General features: G+C 70.7%; 18 protein-coding genes and 1 riboswitch. Of the genes, 12 read left to right on the top strand and 6 right to left on the bottom strand.

What is annotated here, in order from left to right:
- Positions 1 to 70 precede the first annotated feature (70 nt).
- From ACIBI9_RS30955 to ACIBI9_RS30910, 10 genes are all read left to right on the top strand, one after another.
- Positions 71 to 667: a phosphoribosylanthranilate isomerase gene (locus tag ACIBI9_RS30955; protein ID WP_397226936.1), complete on the top strand. Its 597-nt coding sequence runs from the start codon at positions 71 to 73 to the stop codon at positions 665 to 667.
- On the top strand, positions 657 to 1,454 hold the full coding sequence (locus tag ACIBI9_RS30950; RefSeq protein ID WP_397226934.1) for a GNAT family N-acetyltransferase: 798 nt from the start codon (positions 657 to 659) through the stop codon (positions 1,452 to 1,454). Before ACIBI9_RS30955 ends, ACIBI9_RS30950 begins: the two co-directional genes overlap by 11 nt.
- A 281-nt stretch (positions 1,455 to 1,735) precedes the next feature.
- Positions 1,736 to 2,317, top strand: coding sequence for a CDP-alcohol phosphatidyltransferase family protein (locus ACIBI9_RS30945; protein ID WP_397226932.1), 582 nt, complete (start codon positions 1,736 to 1,738; stop codon positions 2,315 to 2,317).
- A 4-nt stretch (positions 2,318 to 2,321) separates the two neighbouring features.
- The gene (locus ACIBI9_RS30940) at positions 2,322 to 4,826 is read left to right on the top strand and encodes a sugar phosphate nucleotidyltransferase (protein ID WP_397226931.1); all 2,505 of its coding nucleotides are present in this window, start codon (positions 2,322 to 2,324) and stop codon (positions 4,824 to 4,826) included.
- A gap of 270 nt (positions 4,827 to 5,096) precedes the next feature.
- Positions 5,097 to 5,609 (top strand): FHA domain-containing protein, encoded by a 513-nt coding sequence (locus tag ACIBI9_RS30935; protein WP_185074355.1) that lies wholly within the window; start codon positions 5,097 to 5,099, stop codon positions 5,607 to 5,609.
- A 73-nt stretch (positions 5,610 to 5,682) separates the two neighbouring features.
- The gene (locus ACIBI9_RS30930; RefSeq protein WP_397226928.1) at positions 5,683 to 6,309 is read left to right on the top strand and encodes a MerR family transcriptional regulator; all 627 of its coding nucleotides are present in this window, start codon (positions 5,683 to 5,685) and stop codon (positions 6,307 to 6,309) included.
- 132 nt (positions 6,310 to 6,441) lie between these two features.
- Entirely contained in the window at positions 6,442 to 6,912 is a 471-nt protein-coding gene (locus ACIBI9_RS30925; protein ID WP_090771501.1) for a bifunctional nuclease family protein, read from the top strand.
- 147 nt (positions 6,913 to 7,059) lie between these two features.
- Positions 7,060 to 7,680, top strand: coding sequence for a MerR family transcriptional regulator (locus tag ACIBI9_RS30920; RefSeq protein ID WP_397226926.1), 621 nt, complete (start codon positions 7,060 to 7,062; stop codon positions 7,678 to 7,680).
- 118 nt (positions 7,681 to 7,798) lie between these two features.
- Positions 7,799 to 7,898: riboswitch (glycine riboswitch) on the top strand.
- Positions 7,899 to 8,066: 168 nt separating this feature from the next.
- Complete coding sequence (gcvP, locus tag ACIBI9_RS30915) at positions 8,067 to 10,895, top strand: aminomethyl-transferring glycine dehydrogenase (RefSeq protein WP_397226924.1); 2,829 nt, start codon at positions 8,067 to 8,069, stop codon at positions 10,893 to 10,895.
- A gap of 184 nt (positions 10,896 to 11,079) precedes the next feature.
- Positions 11,080 to 11,877, top strand: a complete 798-nt coding sequence (locus tag ACIBI9_RS30910; RefSeq protein WP_397226922.1) for a tetratricopeptide repeat protein — start codon at positions 11,080 to 11,082, stop codon at positions 11,875 to 11,877.
- A 209-nt stretch (positions 11,878 to 12,086) separates the two neighbouring features.
- Here ACIBI9_RS30910 and ACIBI9_RS30905 read toward each other — a convergent pair whose 3' ends face one another.
- A complete protein-coding gene (locus ACIBI9_RS30905; protein WP_397226920.1) occupies positions 12,087 to 12,437 on the bottom strand; it encodes a hypothetical protein in 351 nt (116 codons plus the stop codon).
- Between the two features lie 82 nt (positions 12,438 to 12,519).
- On the opposite strand from ACIBI9_RS30905, the gene ACIBI9_RS30900 reads away from it, so the two are divergent.
- On the top strand, positions 12,520 to 13,110 hold the full coding sequence (locus ACIBI9_RS30900) for an alpha/beta family hydrolase (RefSeq protein ID WP_397226918.1): 591 nt from the start codon (positions 12,520 to 12,522) through the stop codon (positions 13,108 to 13,110).
- A 1-nt stretch (position 13,111) separates the two neighbouring features.
- Here the strand turns inward: ACIBI9_RS30900 and ACIBI9_RS30895 are convergent, their stop codons facing one another.
- Positions 13,112 to 13,303, bottom strand: coding sequence for a DUF5999 family protein (locus tag ACIBI9_RS30895; protein WP_185074362.1), 192 nt, complete (start codon positions 13,301 to 13,303; stop codon positions 13,112 to 13,114).
- A gap of 200 nt (positions 13,304 to 13,503) precedes the next feature.
- A complete protein-coding gene (locus ACIBI9_RS30890; protein WP_397226916.1) occupies positions 13,504 to 14,064 on the bottom strand; it encodes a TetR/AcrR family transcriptional regulator C-terminal domain-containing protein in 561 nt (186 codons plus the stop codon).
- Between the two features lie 114 nt (positions 14,065 to 14,178).
- On the opposite strand from ACIBI9_RS30890, the gene ACIBI9_RS30885 reads away from it, so the two are divergent.
- A complete protein-coding gene (locus ACIBI9_RS30885; RefSeq protein WP_397226914.1) occupies positions 14,179 to 14,577 on the top strand; it encodes a hypothetical protein in 399 nt (132 codons plus the stop codon).
- Between the two features lie 85 nt (positions 14,578 to 14,662).
- Here the strand turns inward: ACIBI9_RS30885 and ACIBI9_RS30880 are convergent, their stop codons facing one another.
- The 3 genes from ACIBI9_RS30880 to ACIBI9_RS30870 form a co-directional block, all read right to left on the bottom strand.
- Positions 14,663 to 16,024: an RNA polymerase sigma factor gene (locus tag ACIBI9_RS30880; RefSeq protein ID WP_397226912.1), complete on the bottom strand. Its 1,362-nt coding sequence runs from the start codon at positions 16,022 to 16,024 to the stop codon at positions 14,663 to 14,665.
- Positions 16,025 to 16,191: 167 nt separating this feature from the next.
- Positions 16,192 to 16,506 carry a hypothetical protein gene (locus ACIBI9_RS30875; protein WP_397226910.1) on the bottom strand — a complete coding sequence of 105 codons (315 nt, stop codon included), beginning with the start codon at positions 16,504 to 16,506 and terminating at the stop codon, positions 16,192 to 16,194.
- Between the two features lie 44 nt (positions 16,507 to 16,550).
- Entirely contained in the window at positions 16,551 to 17,696 is a 1,146-nt protein-coding gene (locus ACIBI9_RS30870; protein WP_397226908.1) for an AMP-binding protein, read from the bottom strand.
- Positions 17,697 to 17,740 lie beyond the last annotated feature (44 nt).

Genomic DNA, 17,740 nt, shown 5'->3' with positions numbered 1-17,740 from the left:
CCGATCATCCTCCGGGCGGACCGGCCCGGCACGGTCACCGGTGGCCCCCGGCGCCGCTAGGGTCGGGGGTGTGGTGTATGTGAAGATCTGCGGATTGAGCGAGCCCGAGCATGTGACCACCGCCGTGGAGGCGGGCGCGGACGCGATCGGGTTCGTGATGACCCGGAGCCCGCGCAGGATCGCGCCCGAGCGGGCCGCGGAGCTGGCCGCGCTGGTGCCCGGCCATGTGCTGACCGTCGGGGTGTTCCGCGGCGAGGACCCTGACACGGTGCGCGCGGCGGCGCTGGTGTCCGGCGTACGGGCCATCCAGCTGCACGGCAAGCACCCGCACGGCGACTTCACCGCGCTCAAGGACCTCGGCCTCAAGCTGATCAGGGCCGTCGACGCGGAGGCCGACCTGCGCTGTGGGGCCTACGACGAGGACCTGCTCCTGGTGGACGCGCCGCACGCCGGCTCCGGGCAGGCGTGGGACTGGGCGGCCGTCCGCGGCCGCGCGTCGGGCCAGTGGCTGCTGGCCGGCGGGCTCACCCCGTCCAACGTGACCGAGGCTATCGCGGCGGCCGCCCCGTGGGGCGTCGACGTTTCCAGCGGCCTGGAGACCTCGCCCGGGGTGAAGGACTCGGCGCTCATCCGGGCGTTCATCGAGGTGGTGCGGCGTGTCGGCTGAGCTCGTCCCGGACCTGGCCCGCGCGGTGGGCTTCCAGCACGCCTTCGCGCGCCGCAGGGCGCCACGGGAGACGGCCGTCCCGGGCGGGTTCGCGGTGCTCGACGACCGCTATCCCGGCTCGCACGACGACAACAAGCTCATCGTCGGCGCCGGCCCCGGGCCGGTCCCGGACACGCCGCAGGAGGCCCGGGACGCGGCGGAGCGGCTGCTGCGGGCGGCCGACGAGGCGCTCGCGGAGCGGGAGCACCGGCTGGTGTGCGTGGACGACGACCGGCTCGGTACGGCGCTCGCGCCCGCGTTCCTGGCCGCCGGCTACGAGCACGAGACGAACCTGATCATGGCCTTCCGCGGCACAAGCCCGTCCGAGTCTGTGGCGGCTGAGCGGCTCTCCCTGGCCGAGCTGCTGCCGGTGCTGCGGCGCGACTGGCGCCACACGCTGCCGCAGGCGCCGGACGAGGTGATCGACCGGCTCGCCCGCCGCGTGGAGGGCCGGCTGCGCGGCGCCGACGCGGTGAGCTTCTGGGGGGTACGCGCCCCGGACGGGGAGATCGCCGCCCGGGCCGACCTGTACGAGCACGGGGGCGTCGCCCAGATCGAGAGCGTCTTCACCGGCGCGGATCATCGGGGCAAGGGGCACGCGCGTGCCCTCATGACCGCGCTGCTCGCGGAGGCGGCGCAGGCCGAGCTGATCTTCCTGGTGGCCGACGCGGCCGACTGGCCGAAGGACTTCTACGCCAAGCTCGGCTTCGAGGATCTGGGCCGCACCCACGCCTTCCTCCGCACCTGACCCACCGGCCGGGAGCGCGGGCATGCCGTGCGAGGCTCCCGGCCGTCGCTTCCGAAGGCGCCCGCCGCTGCGTTGGAAGGTGTCCGCCCGTCCCCCGAGAGGTGCCCGTACCCCGGGATGCCGGCCGTTGCCCAGGGGGCGACGTTCCGTGACCTCGGGTGGGGATCGGCCATCCGTTGCCCGTGGGGTGTGGGAGCCGTCTGGCGTGGGCGGGAAGGCCGGAAATGTGAGCGTCCGATGCGGGGCCGCTGTGTCAGAGTTCCACGCAGTAGGGTCTGCTCGTGAGCGAAACTTCCGCCGAGGACCGGATCTGGACGGTTCCCAACCTGCTGAGCTTCCTGCGACTCCTCGGCGTCCCCGTGTTCCTCTGGCTGGTTCTCGGGCCCAAGGCGGACGGATGGGCGATCGCGATCCTCGCGGTGGCCGGTTTCACGGACTGGCTCGACGGGAAGATCGCTCGCGCCTTCAACCAGACCAGCAGGCTCGGCCGGATCATCGACCCCGCGGCCGACAAGCTCTACGTCTTCGCCACCATCATCGGCCTGGTGCTACGCGACGTGATCCCGTGGTGGCTGGTCGCGGTCATCCTCGGACGCGAACTCTTCGTCGCCTGTTTCATCCCCGTACTTCGCAAACATGGATACAAGGCACTTCAGGTGCATTACCTGGGCAAGGCCGCCATGTTCAACCTCATGTACGCCTTCCCTCTCCTCTTCCTTGCCTCCCACACGGGGTGGTATGCCGATATAGCACGAATTGTCGGGTGGGCATTCGCGCTTTGGGGAACGGGCCTGTACTGGTGGGCAGGCGTGTTGTATGTGGTACAGGTGCTGCAACTCGTAACCTCGGCCAAAAAGGAGTGATCGGGTGAAGGCGGTCGTCATGGCAGGCGGAGAGGGAACTCGGCTGCGTCCCATGACCGCCAACCAGCCCAAGCCCCTGCTGCCCGTGGTCAACCGCCCGATCATGGAGCACGTGCTGCGCCTGCTGAAGCGCCACGGCATCACCGAGACGGTGGTCACGCTCCAGTTCCTGGCGGCGCTCGTGCGCAACTACTTCGGCGACGGCGACGAACTGGGCATGAGCCTCCAGTACGCCACCGAGGACCTGCCTCTCGGCACGGCCGGCAGCGTCAAGAACGCCGAGGACCGGCTCCGCGACGACCGTTTCCTGGTGATCTCCGGCGACGCCCTGACAGATATCGATTTAACCGACATGATCCGGTTCCATCGTGAAAATTCGGCACTTGTGACAATCGGTCTCAAACGAGTGCCGAACCCCCTCGAATTCGGGATCATCATCGTCGACGACGGGGGGCGCGTTCAGCGGTTTCTCGAGAAGCCCACCTGGGGCCAGGTCTTCTCCGACACCGTCAACACCGGCATCTACATCATGGAGCCGGAGGTCCTCGACGCCGTCGCCGCGGGCGAGCCCGTCGACTGGTCCTCCGACGTCTTCCCCGCCCTCCTCGACCGCGGCGCCGCCATCTACGGCTACGTGGCCGACGGCTACTGGGAGGACGTCGGCACCCACGACAGTTACCTCAAGGCCCAGGCCGACGCCCTGTCCGGCCGGGTCAACCTGGAGATCGGGGGCTTCGAGCTCTCGCCGGGCGTCTGGGTCGCCGACTCGGCCTCGATCGACCCCGACGCCGTGCTCAAGGGCCCGCTGCTCATCGGCGACTACGCCAAGGTCGAGGCGGGCGCGGAGCTGCGCGAATACACCGTGCTCGGCAACAACGCGGTCGTCCGTGAGGGCGCCTTCCTGCACCGCGCGGTCGTCCACGACAACGTCTACCTGGGTCCCGGCGCCCACCTGCGCGGCTGCGTCATCGGCAAGAGCACCGACATCATGGCCGGCGCCCGCATCGAGGAGAACGCCGTCATCGGCGACGAGTGCGTCATCGAACCCGAGGCGTACGTCTCCAGCGGCGTCAGGGTCTACCCGTTCAAGACCATCGAGGCCGGCGCGGTCGTCAACACCAGCGTCATCTGGGAGTCTCGCGGCCAGCGCAACCTGTTCGGCCCCAGGGGTGTCAGCGGCCTGGTCAACGTCGAGATCACCGCCGAGCTGTGCGTCCGGCTGGCCAGCGCGTACGCCACCACCCTCAAGAAGGGCGAGTACGTCGTCACCTCCCGCGACTGCTCCCTGGCCGCCAGGGCGCTCAAGCGGGCCGTCATCGGCGCGCTCACCGCGGGCGCGATCAACGTCCTGGACCTGGAGGCCGCCCCGCTGCCGGTCACGCGCTTCCACACGGCCCGCGAGTCGGCCGCGGGCGGCATCACCCTGCGCACCACCCCGGGTGACCCGCAGAGCGTGGACATCGTGATCATGGACGGCCGCGGCGTCGACCTGCCCCCGGCCGCGCAGCGCAAGCTGGAGCGGGTCTTCTCCCGGCAGGAGTTCAGGCGCGCGTTCCCGGGGGAGATCGCCGAGCTCACGTATCCGTCCAGGGCCGTCGAGGACTACACCCACGAGCTGCTGCGCCACGTGGACGTGGGCGACGTCAGGGACATGAAGGTCGTCGTGGACTGTGCTGGGGGCACCTCCTCGCTGGTGCTGCCCACGCTGCTCGGCCGCGTCGGGGTCGAGGTGCTCACCGTCAACGCCCGCCTCGACGACGTCTCGCCCACCGAGACGCTCGCCGAGCGCCGCCGCGACCTGCAGCGCCTGTCGGAGCTGGTCAGCTCGTCGCGGGCGGCGTTCGGGGTCCGGTTCGACCCGGTCGGCGAGCGCATCGCCCTGGTGGACGAGATGGGCCAGCTCATCAACGACGAGCGCTCCCTGCTCGTCGTGCTCGACCTCGTCGCCGCCGAGCGCAGGGGCGGCCAGGTGGCCCTGCCGGTCACCACGACCAGGGTCGCCGAGCAGGTCTGCCGCTTCCACGGCGTGCAGGTGCAGTGGACCTCCACCGCGCTCGACGCCCTCACCTCGGCCGCCGCCGGCGCCGACATGATCTTTGCGGCGGACGGGCGCGGCGGCTTTGTCGTGCCGGAGTTCAGCCCCGCCATCGACGGGCTGGCCTCGTTCATGCGCCTGCTCGGGCTGGTGGCCCGAACCCGCCTGTCGCTCAGCCAGATCGACGCCAGGATCCCCGAGGTCAAGATGCTCAAGCGCACGATCCCCACGCCGTGGGCGGCCAAGGGGGCCGTCATGCGCTCGGTCATCGAGACGGCGGAAGCCGAGCACGAGAGCCGGCGCATCGACACCACCGACGGCGTCCGGGTGGCCCACGACGACGGGAGCTGGGTGCTCGTGCTGCCCGCCGCCACCGAGCCCGTGACCGATCTGTGGGCCGAGGCGGGCGACATGGACGGCGCCCAGGCCCTACTCGAACGGTGGGCCCGCATCGTGGAGCAGGCCGCCATGTGAACAATGGTCGCGGAGAGTGACGAAAAAGCCATTACGGTTGACGCGCCCAGACAGTGCCGCAAGATCGTAATGTAGAAACGCGCGGCGGCATGGACCACGGGGCGGAAGCGGCGGTAACTTTGTCTGCGTCCAAACCACAGTCCAGTGCCCCGCCTTGACCTTTGCCGCTGATCAGCGTATGTTGCGGCATTCGCAAACTTGAAAAAGCGAAGCGAGGCGCGTCTTTGAGCACCGTCGCCGCGTCTTCGCGGTAGGAGGCCGAGCCGATCGATGCCGAGCGTCTACTGCACGCAGTGCGGGCACGCCAACCCCGAGGATGCCCGTTTCTGTTCCCGCTGTGGGTCACCGCTGACCAGACCCGAGGTCTCCGGGGACACCACGTCGACGATCTCCATCGCGGGAATCGAGGCATACGAGGCTGAGGCAGGCGACATGCTCCTGGCGGAGCGGGCGCTGGTCGAGCAGCTGCCGCCCGGCACGGCGCTGCTCACGGTGACCAGAGGCCCCAACCAGGGGAGCCGCTTCCGGCTGGACAAAAACCTCACCACGACCGGTCGCCATCCGGAGAGCGACATCTTCCTCGACGACATCACGGTCTCCCGCCGCCACGTCGAGTTCTACCGCCATCCCGGCGGCCAGTTCTCCGTGCGTGACGTGGGCAGCCTCAACGGCACCTACGTCAACAGGGAGCGCATCGAGGAGGTCCCTCTGCACTCCGGAGACGAGGTGCAGATCGGCAAGTTCCGCCTCGTCTTCCTGATGCGGACTCACGCCGGCGCATGATCGGGCCAAGTGGGCGACTCGTGGACGCGCCGTCCTGGGAGGTCGGATGACCTCCCAGGCGGCACGCTCTCACATGAGCATCGGGGAGGTGCTCGCGCTCCTTCAGGGCGAGTTCCCCGATGTGACGATCTCCAAGATCCGCTTCCTGGAGGGTGAGGGGCTGATCGAGCCCGAGCGCAGCCCGTCCGGCTACCGCAAGTTCACTCACCTGCACGTGGAGCAGCTGCGCTTCATCCTGCGCGAGCAGCGCGACCATTACCTGCCGCTGCGGGTGATCAAGGACAGGATGGCCGAGAGCTTCGGCCGCCCGCGCGCCGTACAGGAGAAGCAGGAGGTCCGGCTCAGCCGGGCCGAGCTGCTCGAGGCGGCGGGGATCGACGACGAGACGCTCACCGAGCTGGAGGACTACGGCCTGCTCGCCCCGGTGGCCAGGCGCTACGACGAGGAGGCACTCAACGTGGCCCGCAGCGTCGGCGCGCTGGCCCGTTTCGGCCTGCACGCCCGCCACCTGCGCGCGGTCAAGGCGGCGGCCGAGCGCGAGTGCGGGCTCGTCGAGCAGACCGTCGCCCCCATACTCAAAAGGCGGGCCCCCGGCGCCATCGGGGAGGCCGACGAGGTCGCCAGGGAGCTTTCCACACTCCTGCTCGACCTGCACGCATCCCTTGTGCGGTCGGGGATCCGGTCCGTGCTGGGGCGTTGAGACCCTGGCGAGCTGGGAGGCGGAGGCGCATTCCATGCCCGCCGGGTGTTACGTTGAATTGCAGTAGCCAGTCAGCAGTAGCGACCCGCAAATAGCTGTGCCGGGTGACCGGTCAGGAATACGGAGCAGCCCGTGTTGCAGATGGAGGTCGTGGGCGTTCGAGTTGAGATGCCCACAAATCAGCCGATCGTCTTGCTCAAGGAGGCACACGGGGAGCGGTTCCTTCCTATATGGATTGGCATGACCGAGGCGACGGCCATCGCTCTGGCCCAAGCGGAGGAGCCGCCGCCGCGGCCGCTCACCCACGACCTCTTCCGAGACGTGCTGAGCGCTCTGGGTGTCGGCCTGCGAGCGGTCAACATCGTCGCCCTGCGCGACGGCATCTTCTTCGCCGACCTGGTGTTCTCCAACGGCGTGGAGGTGAGCGCGCGGCCGTCCGACTCGATCGCGCTCGCCCTGCGCACCGGAGCGCGCATCTTCGCCAGCGAGGAGGTCGTCCAGGAGGCCGGGGTGATCATCCCGGACGACCAGGAAGACGAGGTGGAGAAGTTCAGGGAGTTCCTTGACACGATCACTCCCGAAGACTTCGGCAGGGCGGGGTAGGTATTTCGGTGCATTTACGCTTCACGACGCGCCGAGCCGGATCGTTGACTGAGCATGGTCACGGTCCTACGGTGCAAGTGAAACCCGTGGTCGCCCTTTACGAACCCCCAGATCAGGCCACGGGATGAGAGAAAGCCGGAGGTCCGCGTGGCGGTCAGCAGCGGCGAGGGAAAGACGGCCGGCCAGGAAGATCCGGTTCGGCGCGAGAGCGCGCGGCAGCGTGCCGGGGAGCAGGGCCTGCTCTTCGACGAACAGCCGGCGACGCTGCCGGCGGACATCGGATACCGCGGGCCGACGGCCTGCGCGGCGGCCGGCATCACCTACAGGCAGCTCGACTACTGGGCGCGCACAGGCCTCGTGGAGCCCACGATAAGAGCCGCGCAGGGCTCGGGCTCCCAGCGGCTCTACAGCTTCCGCGACATCCTGGTGCTCAAGGTCGTCAAGCGGCTGCTCGACACCGGGGTGTCGCTGCAGCAGATCCGCACGGCCGTGCAGCACCTGCGTGACCGCGGGGTCGCCGACCTCGCGCAGATCACGCTCATGAGCGACGGCGTCAGCGTCTACGAGTGCACCTCGGCCGACGAGGTGATAGACCTGCTCCAGGGCGGTCAGGGCGTGTTCGGCATCGCGCTCGGCCGGGTCTGGCGAGAGGTCGAGGGCTCCCTCGCGGAGCTGCCGGGGGAACGAGCGGCGGTCGAGGACACCGTCCCGGCCGACCACCCCGCTGACGAGCTCGCCCGCCGTCGCCGCGCGCGGCGCCTCAGCTAGCACACCCCCTCCTGCCGTGGGCCGCAGGACGCGGCCCACCGGGCAATCCGCACATAACGCGTTACCGGGGAAATTCATGCGTAACGCGGAGGGTTGTAATCTAGGACAGCAAGGCTGACGACCCCGTGCGGGAGAGTCCTTGAGACCCCCGGGTCTCAGGGCGCCGAAGGAGCAACCCTCCCCGGAATCTCTCAGGCACCCTGTACCGCTCGGGTGAGGCAACTCTGGAAAGCAGGCGCACCCGCCAGGCGCGCCTCACCGACGGTGCAAGCCCCAGTCCCGGGGTGAAGCTCTCAGGTCGCGGCGTCGCCGCGCTGACAGAGGGGGAGATCCGGCACTCGCCCGCGCCACGGCGCCGGTCTCCATAGCCTCAGGAGGCACTGTCCATGACCGACCTGTCAGCTCCGCCCTTCTCGTCCAGGCACATCGGCCCCTCCGCGGCCGAGCAGCAGCGCATGCTCGAGGCCGTGGGCTTCGAGTCCGTGGCGGATCTGGTGGCCGTGGCCGTCCCCGAGGCCATCAGGGCCAAGGACCGGCTCCAGCTGCCCGCCGCCGTCGGCGAGGCCGAGGCCATCGCCGAGCTGCGCGCCCTGGCCGGGCGCAACCGCGTGCTCACCTCCATGATCGGCCTGGGTTACCACGACACGATCACGCCCGCCGTCATCCGGCGCAACCTGCTGGAGAACCCGGGCTGGTACACCGCCTACACCCCGTACCAGCCGGAGATCTCGCAGGGCCGCCTCGAGGCGCTGCTGAACTTCCAGACCGTCGTCTCCGACCTGACGGGCCTGCCCGTCGCGGGCGCCTCCCTCCTCGACGAGAGCACGGCCGCCGCCGAGGCGATGACCCTGGCCCGCCGCTCGGGCAAGTCCAAGAGCAGCGTGTTCGTGGTGGACGCCGACGCGCTGCCGCAGACCAAGGCCGTGCTCGCCACCAGGGCCGAGCCCCTGGGCATCACGCTGGTGGAGCACACCCTCGAGGGCGAGCTGCCCGAGTGCTTCGGCGTGCTCGTCCAGTACCCGGGCGCGTCCGGGCGGCTGCGCGACTTCCGCGCCGTGGCCGCCGCCGCGCACGAGGCGGGCGCGCTCGTCGTGGCCGCCGCCGACCTGCTGGCCCTCACCCTCGTGGCCGCGCCCGGCGAGCTGGGAGCCGACATCGCGATCGGGTCCTCGCAGCGGTTCGGGGTGCCGTTCGGGTTCGGCGGGCCGCACGCGGCCTACATGTCCGTACGCGAGGGCCTGCAGCGCCAGCTCCCCGGCCGCCTGGTGGGCGTGTCGGTGGACGCCGACGGCGACCCCGCGTACCGGCTGGCCCTGCAGACCCGCGAGCAGCACATCCGCCGCGAGAAGGCCACCAGCAACATCTGCACCGCGCAGGTCCTGCTCGCCGTCATCGCGAGCATGTACGCCGTCTACCACGGCCCCGAGGGGCTGCGCCGGATCGCCCACCGGGTGCACCGGCACGCCGCGGCCCTGGCCGGCGGGCTGCGCCAGGCGGGCCTGGAGGTCGTGCACGGCGAGTTCTTCGACACCGTGCTCGTACGCGTGCCCGGCCGGGCCGCCGAAGTGGTCGCCGCCGCCGTCGAGCAGGGCGTGAACCTCTGGCGGGTCGACGACGACCACGTGTCGATCTCCTGCGACGAGAAGACCGGCGCCGCCGAGGTCGCCAAGGTGTGGGCCGCCTTCGGCGTCGAGCGCGGCGACGTGCTCGCCCTCGACGCGGACGCGCTGCCCGCCTCGCTGGCGCGCGAGTCCGGCTACCTCAGCCACCCGGTCTTCCACAGCCACCGCTCCGAGACCGCCATGCTGCGCTACCTGCGCAAGCTGCAGGACAAGGACATCGCGCTCGACCGCTCCATGATCCCGCTCGGCTCCTGCACCATGAAGCTGAACGCGACCACCGAGATGGAGCCGATCACCTGGCCCGAGTTCGCCGCGATCCACCCGTACGCGCCGGACGACCAGGCCGAGGGCTACCGCGAGCTGATCGGCACGCTGGAGGACTGGCTGGCCGAGGTGACCGGCTACGACCGCGTCTCCATCCAGCCGAACGCCGGCTCGCAGGGCGAGTTCGCCGGGCTGCTGGCCATCCGCGCCTACCACCGCGCCAACGGCCACGGCGAGCGCGACGTCTGCCTCATCCCGTCCTCCGCCCACGGCACCAACGCCGCCAGCGCGGTCATGGCGGGCATGCGGGTCGTGGTCGTGGCCTGCGACTCCGACGGCAACGTGGACCTGGCCGACCTCGACGCCAAGATCGCCAAGCACCGTGACGCGCTGGCCGCGATCATGGTGACGTACCCCTCGACGCACGGGGTGTACGAGGAGACGATCACCGAGGTGTGCGCCAAGGTGCACGAGGCCGGCGGCCAGGTCTACGTGGACGGAGCCAACCTCAACGCGCTGGTCGGGCTGGCCAAGCCGGGCGAGTTCGGCGCAGACGTGTCCCACCTCAACCTGCACAAGACGTTCTGCATCCCGCACGGCGGCGGCGGCCCCGGTGTCGGCCCCGTCGCGGTCCGCGGCCACCTGGCGGCCTTCCTGCCCGGCCACCCGCTGCACAACGGCACGCCGGTGGGTCCCGTCTCGGCGGCCCCGTACGGCTCGGCCGGGATCCTGCCGATCTCGTGGGCCTACATCAGGATGATGGGCTCAGAGGGGCTCACGGCTGCCACCGAGCAGGCCATCCTGTCGGCCAACTACCTGGCCAGGCGGCTCGCCCCGCACTACCCCGTGCTCTACACGGGACGCGGCGGGTTGGTGGCCCACGAGTGCATCGTCGACCTGCGGCAGATCACCAAGGAGACCGGGGTCACCGTGGACGACGTGGCCAAGCGGCTCATCGACTACGGCTTCCACGCGCCGACCATGTCGTTCCCCGTGGCGGGGACGCTGATGATCGAGCCGACCGAGAGCGAGGACCTCGGGGAGCTCGACCGGTTCGTGGACGCGCTGATCGCCATCCGCGGCGAGATCGACAAGGTGGCGTCGGGGGCCTACGACTCCGTGGACAACCCGCTGCGGAACGCGCCCCACACGGCCGAGTCGGTCAGCGCCGACGAGTGGACCCACCCGTACACGCGCAGCGAGGCCGCCTATCCGCTGCCGTCGCTGCGGGACGGGAAGTACTGGGTGCCGGTGCGCCGGATCGACCAGGCGTACGGGGACCGGAACCTGGTGTGCTCCTGCCCGCCGCTGGAGGCGTACGAGGACTAGGAGCCTGGCGGCCCCACCACGGCGCCCGCGCCCTCCAGGCGGGCGTCCGTGGCGGCGGCAGGGGACTCGTTCGCGGTGCTGCTGCGCCGGGGTCCGAAGCCGGTCAGTCCTTCCGCGTCAACTGAGCAGACATGATCGCCAGAAATCGTTAGGCTCGGTGCGACCGTCGCCAGAAGGAGCTCTCTTGACGTTCTCAGAGCTGGAGACCCCGCCTCTCGACGCCGCCCGCCGCCTGGCCGAACGCGGTGATCTCGACGGCGCCGCCGCCATCCTCGCCGAGCTGGTCGCCGACCCCCACGGCCCGGACCGGGCCCAGGCCGCGGTGGGGCTCGCCGTGGTGCTGGAGGAGCGCGGCGACGTGGAGGCCGCCCGGGTCGCCGCCAGGACCGCGCTGGCCACCGGCCACCCCGAGTACGCCGCTCAGGCCGCCTGCCACCTGGCGCAGGGGTTCGAACGGGAGGGGCGCGCCGAGCAGGCCAGGGCCGCCTGGCAGGCCGTCCTGGGGGTCGGCACGGCCGCGTACGTGCCGCTGGCCCACCTCGCGCTGGCCCGGCTGGCGACGACCGCGGGCGACCCGGAGGAGGCCGAGAAGGAGCTGCGGGCCGCCATGGAGAGCGGCGACCCGGGCGTCGGCGCGCGGGCGGCCCAGGAGCTGGCCTACCTGCTGCTGGAGTACGGGGAGCCGGGGGCGGCGGCCGACGTGCTCCTGGACGCGCTGGAGGACGCCCCGGCCGATGAGGTGCCGGGGCTGCGGGTCCAGCTCGGGATCGCGCATCTGGAGCTGGCCTGCGCGGAGTTCGCGGAGACGGTCGAGTACGGGGCGGACCCGCAGACCAGCGCCCTGGCCATCGAGCTCCTGGCCCGGACCCTGCCGCTGCGGGGGCGCGCCGACGACGCGGGGCGAGTGTGGTCGTACGGGCTGGAGCACGAGGACGAGACCCTCGCCGCCGAAGTCCGCCTCCGCTACCACCGAGACGCCTGACGCCCGCCCGTCTGACGCCCGCCCGTCTGACGCGCCCGCCTGACCCCCGTCCGTCTGGCGCGCACGCCTGCAGTACTCGCTGACGCGTGTCCGCTTGACGCGCCCACCTGGCGAACCCTCGGCGACCCCTGAGGGCGAGGCGGGCAGCGGAAGGGGCGGGGGCGCTCCCGTGGGCCTCCGCCGTGTGTCCGCCGCGTATGTGCGGAAGGTCAGTTGCGGCGCATGATGGCCGCGGCCGAGGCCACGTTGATGACCACGATCGCGATCCACGTGATCGTCAATCCCACCAGCCCCGCGTTGCCGGCCGCGATGGCCGTCAAGGGGATGCCGATGCCCATCGAGCCCAGCGCGATCGGGATCATCGCCGCGCCGGGATTGCTCTTCTGCCGGTGCGGCGTGGCGCCGTGATGGTCCAGCTCGGCCCGTACGCGGGCGGAGATCGTGGCGTCGAGCCGCTCCACGAACGATTCGACGAGCGCGGCTTCGTACTCGGGACCGAGGTCCCGGCGGGCGTCCAGGGTGGCCTGGAGATCATCCCGGATGGGGCGCTTATCTGGCATGACAGCAATCATCCACCGCCGCCGCCACGCCGTCATCCGACCTGAGGGCTAAGGCGCCATCCTCCCCAGGTACGGTGCTGGCATGGAGGTCATGACCCCGCGAGGGCCCGCGCTCGTCCAGGTGGACGAGGTGGCGGACCCGCGGCTGCTGCTGGTGCTCACCCACGGTTCGGCCGGGGGAGTGGACGCTCCCGACCTGCTCGCCGTACGGGACGCCGCGCTCGAGGCCGGGGCGGTCGTGGCCAGGGTGACGCAGGCGTTCAGGGTGGCGGGGGCGCGGGCGCCGGGGTCGGCGATCAAGCAGGACGAGGCGTGGGAGATCGTCCTCAAGGAGGTGCGCGCGCTCTGGCCGGGGCTGCCGCTCGTGCAGGGAGGGCGGAGCAACGGGGCGCGGGTCGCCTGCCGTACGGCCGGGGCGGTCGGCGCGGCGGCCGTGGTGGCGCTGGCCTTTCCGCTGCACCCGCCGGGGAAGCCGGAACGCTCCAGGGCCGACGAGCTACGTGGCGCCGGAGTGGACGTGCTGGTGGTCAACGGGGACCGGGATCCGTTCGGCGTGCCGGACGCCGCTGACGCGGCACGCCTGGTGGTGCTGCCGGGGGAGGGACACGACCTCAAGAAGGACCCCGCCCGAGTGGGCGAGGTCGTGGCGGAGTGGATGGTCCACTACGCCTAGCTCACGCAGCGCCGACCACGGGTCGGTGTGGCGCGATGGCGGCGCCGCTGGGAAGCAGCTCCCCGGTGTCCTCGAACAGGACGACACCGTTGCAGAGCAGGCTCCACCCCTGCTCGGGGTGGCAGGCGAGAGTGCGTGCCTTCTCGCGGTCGGGCGCCTCGGCATCCGGACAGGCCGGGTCGTGCGGGCACATCGGCGTGCCTCCGATATCTCGTGGGATGCTCCCGTTTGGAGGGTCGGGAGCCGGCTCGGGTAATTGTTCTGGCAAGTGTGCGACGGATGTCACACTCCCGGACATAGTCCATGAGGACTGTTACAGAAGGGATCCCCGTTCGTGTGACCTTCGACACAGCGTGCCGTATGCAGGATAACGGGCCAAGCGCGACACGCGCACTACGTTTGCAATCCCTTGAGCAGAGCGTCGAGTCCGCGCTCGAAGTCGATATCGGCTCTTTCGTCCCGCCTGACCCATTCGTCAACTTCAGGATCGGCCCAGCCTGACTGCTGCACCTCGACGGCCACGCTCCCGAACACGAAGGCTCTCAGCGCGCGTACGGCCTCCGCGGCGTCGGGCAGGCCGCCGTCGGCGAGCTGCTCCGTCTGCTCCCTGATGGCGAGGGCCGTGGCGCCCTTAGGGGGCTTGGTCAGGGCCAGCGCGAGCACGCCCGGATGCTCGCGCAGCAGCTCCCGCCCCGCCCGGCACCAGGCCTTGGCGGTCTCCTGCCAGGTGGCCGCCTGCTCGACGCGGACCGCGGTGACGTGCTCGGCCAGGGCGTCCATCAGCGCCTCCTTGCCCCTGGGCAGGTGGTGGTAGATGGCCATGGCCTCCACCTGCAGGGCGTCGCCCAGACGGCGCATGGTGAGCCGGCGCAGGCCCTGGCTGTCGGCGATGTGGAGTGCGGCCTCGATGATGCGCTCGCGGGAGAGCGGGACGGGCGGTCTCTTGGCGGGCATGGAGATCATCTTACTTCGTAAAGCCGCTCGCGCCGGGTCGATTTCCCGCTGTGTCGCACGACGGCGTACCCTTGGCGGTTGAACGAGTACCGGCTGTGTGAAAGGGCAGGGTCGATGGCGTTTTTCCGTCCGCGGGTGAGCCGGGAGGCCGAGGTTCGCTACCACGCGGACCAGGAGATCTCCAAGGGGTTCCCCGAGTTGCTCGACAGGGCCCGGGAGGCCGAGGAGACGCTGCGTGAGCTTCGGGCCGCGGCGGCGGACGAGATCGAGCTGATGGCAGCCGGGCGGGCCTTCGATCGGGCGCTCACCGACGCCCTGCGCGCCGCCGAGGCGGGGCAGCGGGCCACGTTCGGGGTGAAGGCCTACGACGACCGGATCGCGCGCCGCAAGGCCAAGGCGACGCCCACCGGGTCGATGTGGACGGCCGAGGTCGACCGGCTGCGCACGCTGCGCGAGGACAACCGGATGTGGGGGATCCCGCGCGTGCCGCGCCCGGTGCCCGCGACCCTCTGACCTCCCGCGAGCCCGGTCCCGCGGGTTCCAAGGGCATGAAGAAGCCCCGGCACAGCCTCCCTCGTTGTGCCGGGGCTTCGGGTTTTCAGCTCGCCCAGTCCAGCAGCGGGCGGGTGTTGCTGGGGTGGCGCAGCTTGGACAGCGACTCCTTCTCCAGCTGACGGATCCGCTCCCGGGTCAGCCCCAGGTGCTTGCCGATCTCGTCCAGCGTGTGCGGCTTGCCGTCCACGAGACCGAAGCGGAGCGCCATGATCTTCGACTCCCGGGGCGAGAGGTTGTTGAGGACGCCGCGCAGCTGGTCGCCCAGCAGCTGCCGGTCGACGATCTCCGAAGCCTCGGGCGAGTCCACGTCCTCGATGAGGTCGCCGATCGTGGTCTCCCCGTCCTCGCCGATCGTGGCGTTGAGCGAGATCGGCTGGCGGCTGGTGCGCAGCAGCTCCTCGATCTGGTCGGGCGTCTTGTCCAGCTCGACGGCCAGCTCCTCGGGCGTGGGCTCGCGCCCCAGGCGCTGGTGCATGTCACGCTCGATGCGCGACAGCTTGGACAGCATCTCCAGCACGTGCACGGGCAGCCGGATCGTACGGGCCGAGTCGGCGAAACCGCGCTGGATGGCCTGCCTGATCCACCACATGGCGTACGTGGAGAACTTGAACCCCTTGGTGTAGTCGAACTTCTCCACGGCCCTGATCAGCCCCAGGTTGCCCTCCTGGACCACGTCCAGCAGGGACATGCCGCGGTCGGTGTACTTCTTGGCCACCGACACCACGAGCCGGAGGTTGGCCTCCAGCATGTGGTCCTTGGCCCGCTTGCCGTCCTCGATCACCAGGTGGAGGTCCTCCTGGGCGGAGACGGGCAGGTCGGGCTCGGTCTCCAGCTTGTACTCGGCGTACAGGCCCGCCTCGATCCGCCGGGCCAGCTCGACCTCCTGCGCCGCCGTGAGCAGCGTGCGGCGGCCGATGGACTTGAGGTAGGTGTGCACGGAGTCGCCCATGGCCGACTGGGTGTCGTCCAGGTCGATCTGCTCGTTCTCGATCTCGGCGTCCTCGGCGCTGAGCTCGAGGTCCTCCGGCACGTCCTCCTCGTGCTCCGGCTTGGGCTCGGACCGGGTCACGGCCTTGGCAGCGGCCTCTGTGGCGTTCTTGGCCGTGCCGTTTCTCGGCGGGGCGGTTTTTGCCTCCGGCGCCTTGCGGCCGGTAGTCTTTGCACGCGCGGGCTTCCTGGAGGTCTTCTTCGGGGCGGTCTTGCTGAGAGACGGCTCGTTCTCGGCGGCCAGGCTCACACCGCTCTCCGAGAGCTCGCGCAGGATCGTGCGGCCTTCAGAGGGGCTGATACCGGCCTCCGCGAACGCGTCACGCAGCTCCGCGAGAGAAAGGTGACCCTGGGCTCGCCCTCGTTCAATGAGTTGGTCGAGAGTCGCAGATGGGGTCGCTACGGCGGTTCTGGGCATGAGGACACCTCCTCCGTACGGAGTCGAAGCGATCAGGCAGGTTGTGGTGGGGCGGCTTCTGTCCGCACGGCGCACCAGTATCAATAACGCCAATCGCTGTCATTTGTTCCCGGTGGGACGAAAAAGGGGCGGATCGCCCAATGGACGAACCGCCCCTCCCCTGGGTCCTATTCCCGGATCTTGATCTCCCCGGCCGATACCTCGGGCATGGGCATCGGCTGAGCGTCCTGCAGGCGCTGGTCCGTCCAGTAGTCGACGACCGCGTCGGGGTCCGGGTTGACATCGTGAGAGACCACGATGCCATCGTCGCTGGTCGTGGGCGTCGGCGACGATGTCGGCGGTACCTTCTCCACCACGGCTCGGGTCTCCTTGGCGACCTGGTCGAGCTTGCCCGCCGAGGCGGCCGCCGCGACTGAGGCGCCTCCGACGACGATGACGCCGACGACTGCCGCGGATGCCCACATCTTGCGGGTCTGATCCATGAAGGCTCCCTCCCTCTCCCCAACTAAGACGCAGCCGCAACTCATCAGGTTCCTGCCCGGAGCCGGACGAAGTCGGTCTTCCCGTTCGGCAGCAGCGGGAGCTGGGGCACCAGGCGCAGGCTGCGCGGGGCGGCGTGAGGGGGAAGCCTATCGCGGCAGAACGCCCTCAATTGAGGAAGCGTGAGTGGCGTGTCGGGATTGGCGGGCACCACGATGGCGGTGACCAGTTCGCCCCACTCCGCATCGGGCGTGCCGATCACGGCCACGTCGGCCACCTCCGGATGGGTGCCGAGCACCGCGGCCACGGCGCCGGCCACCACCTTCTCGCCGCCGGTGTTGATCACGTCGTCGGCCCGGCCCAGCACGCGCAGCCGGCCGCCGGTCAGTTCGCCCAGGTCGGAGGTGCGGAACCAGTCGCCGTCGAACGGGTCGGAGTCGCCGAAGCGGTAGCCGGAGAACAGTACGGCGCCGGCGATCCTGATCAGCCCGTCCTCGCCGATCTTGACATCGACGTTGTGCAGGGGCAGGCCGTCGTAGACGCAGCCGCCGCACGTCTCGCTCATCCCGTACGTCGTCACGATCCGGGCGCCGAGGCCCCGGGCCTGCTCCAGCAGCCCCGGCCGGGGCGCGGCGCCGCCGAGGAGGATCGTGCGGAACCCCGACAGGTCCGCCCCCAGCTCGACCAGCCGGTGCAACTGGGTGGGGACGAGGGAGACGTGGTCGGCCCCCGAGGCGAGCACCTCGTGCGGGTCGAACCGGGCGTGGATGATCGGCTCGCTCTCCGACAGCAGGGCGCGTACCAGGACCTGGAGGCCCGCGATGTGGGCGACGGGCAGGCAGCACAGCCAGCGCTCGCCCTTGGAGGCCGCCACGCGGCGCAGCGAGGCGGCGGCCGAGGCGCGCAGGGCGGTGGCCGAGAGCATCACGCCCTTGGGCGCGCCGGTGCTGCCGCTGGTGGCGATCACGACCGCCACGCCGGAGGGGACGCCCTCGCCGCCGCTCCGGAGCGCGCCGTCGACGTGCGTGGGGCGCAGCGCGGCCAGGGCGGCCTCGGACTGGCCCGGGGCCAGAGGGAGCACCGCCGGGCCCTCGCCGCTCAGGGCGTCGCGGATCGCCGCGTACAGGGCGGGTCCCGGAGGCTGCACAATGGCATGCAGCGGACGGTCCGGATGCGACGGGTTCCTCCACATGCTCGTAAGGTTAGTGGCGACAGGTCGGACAGAGGCGCAGGGAG

The sequence above is a fragment of the Nonomuraea sp. NPDC050451 genome (genome assembly GCF_044458585.1).
Note: the sequence above shows the minus strand (reverse complement) of the source record. Positions and strands in the feature narration are given on the sequence as shown.

Excerpts from the sequence above, each read along its gene's own strand:
- gcvP (WP_397226924.1), top strand. The coding sequence starts at position 8,067 with ATGACCGACCTGTCAGCTCCGCCCTTCTCGTCCAGGCACATCGGCCCC.
- ACIBI9_RS30895 (WP_185074362.1), bottom strand. The coding sequence starts at position 13,303 with ATGTGCCCGCACGACCCGGCCTGTCCGGATGCCGAGGCGCCCGACCGC.
- ACIBI9_RS30900 (WP_397226918.1), top strand. The coding sequence starts at position 12,520 with ATGGAGGTCATGACCCCGCGAGGGCCCGCGCTCGTCCAGGTGGACGAG.
- ACIBI9_RS30870 (WP_397226908.1), bottom strand. The coding sequence starts at position 17,696 with ATGTGGAGGAACCCGTCGCATCCGGACCGTCCGCTGCATGCCATTGTG.
- ACIBI9_RS30935 (WP_185074355.1), top strand. The coding sequence starts at position 5,097 with ATGCCGAGCGTCTACTGCACGCAGTGCGGGCACGCCAACCCCGAGGAT.
- ACIBI9_RS30905 (WP_397226920.1), bottom strand. The coding sequence starts at position 12,437 with ATGCCAGATAAGCGCCCCATCCGGGATGATCTCCAGGCCACCCTGGAC.
- ACIBI9_RS30880 (WP_397226912.1), bottom strand. The coding sequence starts at position 16,024 with ATGCCCAGAACCGCCGTAGCGACCCCATCTGCGACTCTCGACCAACTC.
- ACIBI9_RS30890 (WP_397226916.1), bottom strand. The coding sequence starts at position 14,064 with ATGCCCGCCAAGAGACCGCCCGTCCCGCTCTCCCGCGAGCGCATCATC.
- ACIBI9_RS30885 (WP_397226914.1), top strand. The coding sequence starts at position 14,179 with ATGGCGTTTTTCCGTCCGCGGGTGAGCCGGGAGGCCGAGGTTCGCTAC.
- ACIBI9_RS30930 (WP_397226928.1), top strand. The coding sequence starts at position 5,683 with ATGAGCATCGGGGAGGTGCTCGCGCTCCTTCAGGGCGAGTTCCCCGAT.
- ACIBI9_RS30875 (WP_397226910.1), bottom strand. The coding sequence starts at position 16,506 with ATGGATCAGACCCGCAAGATGTGGGCATCCGCGGCAGTCGTCGGCGTC.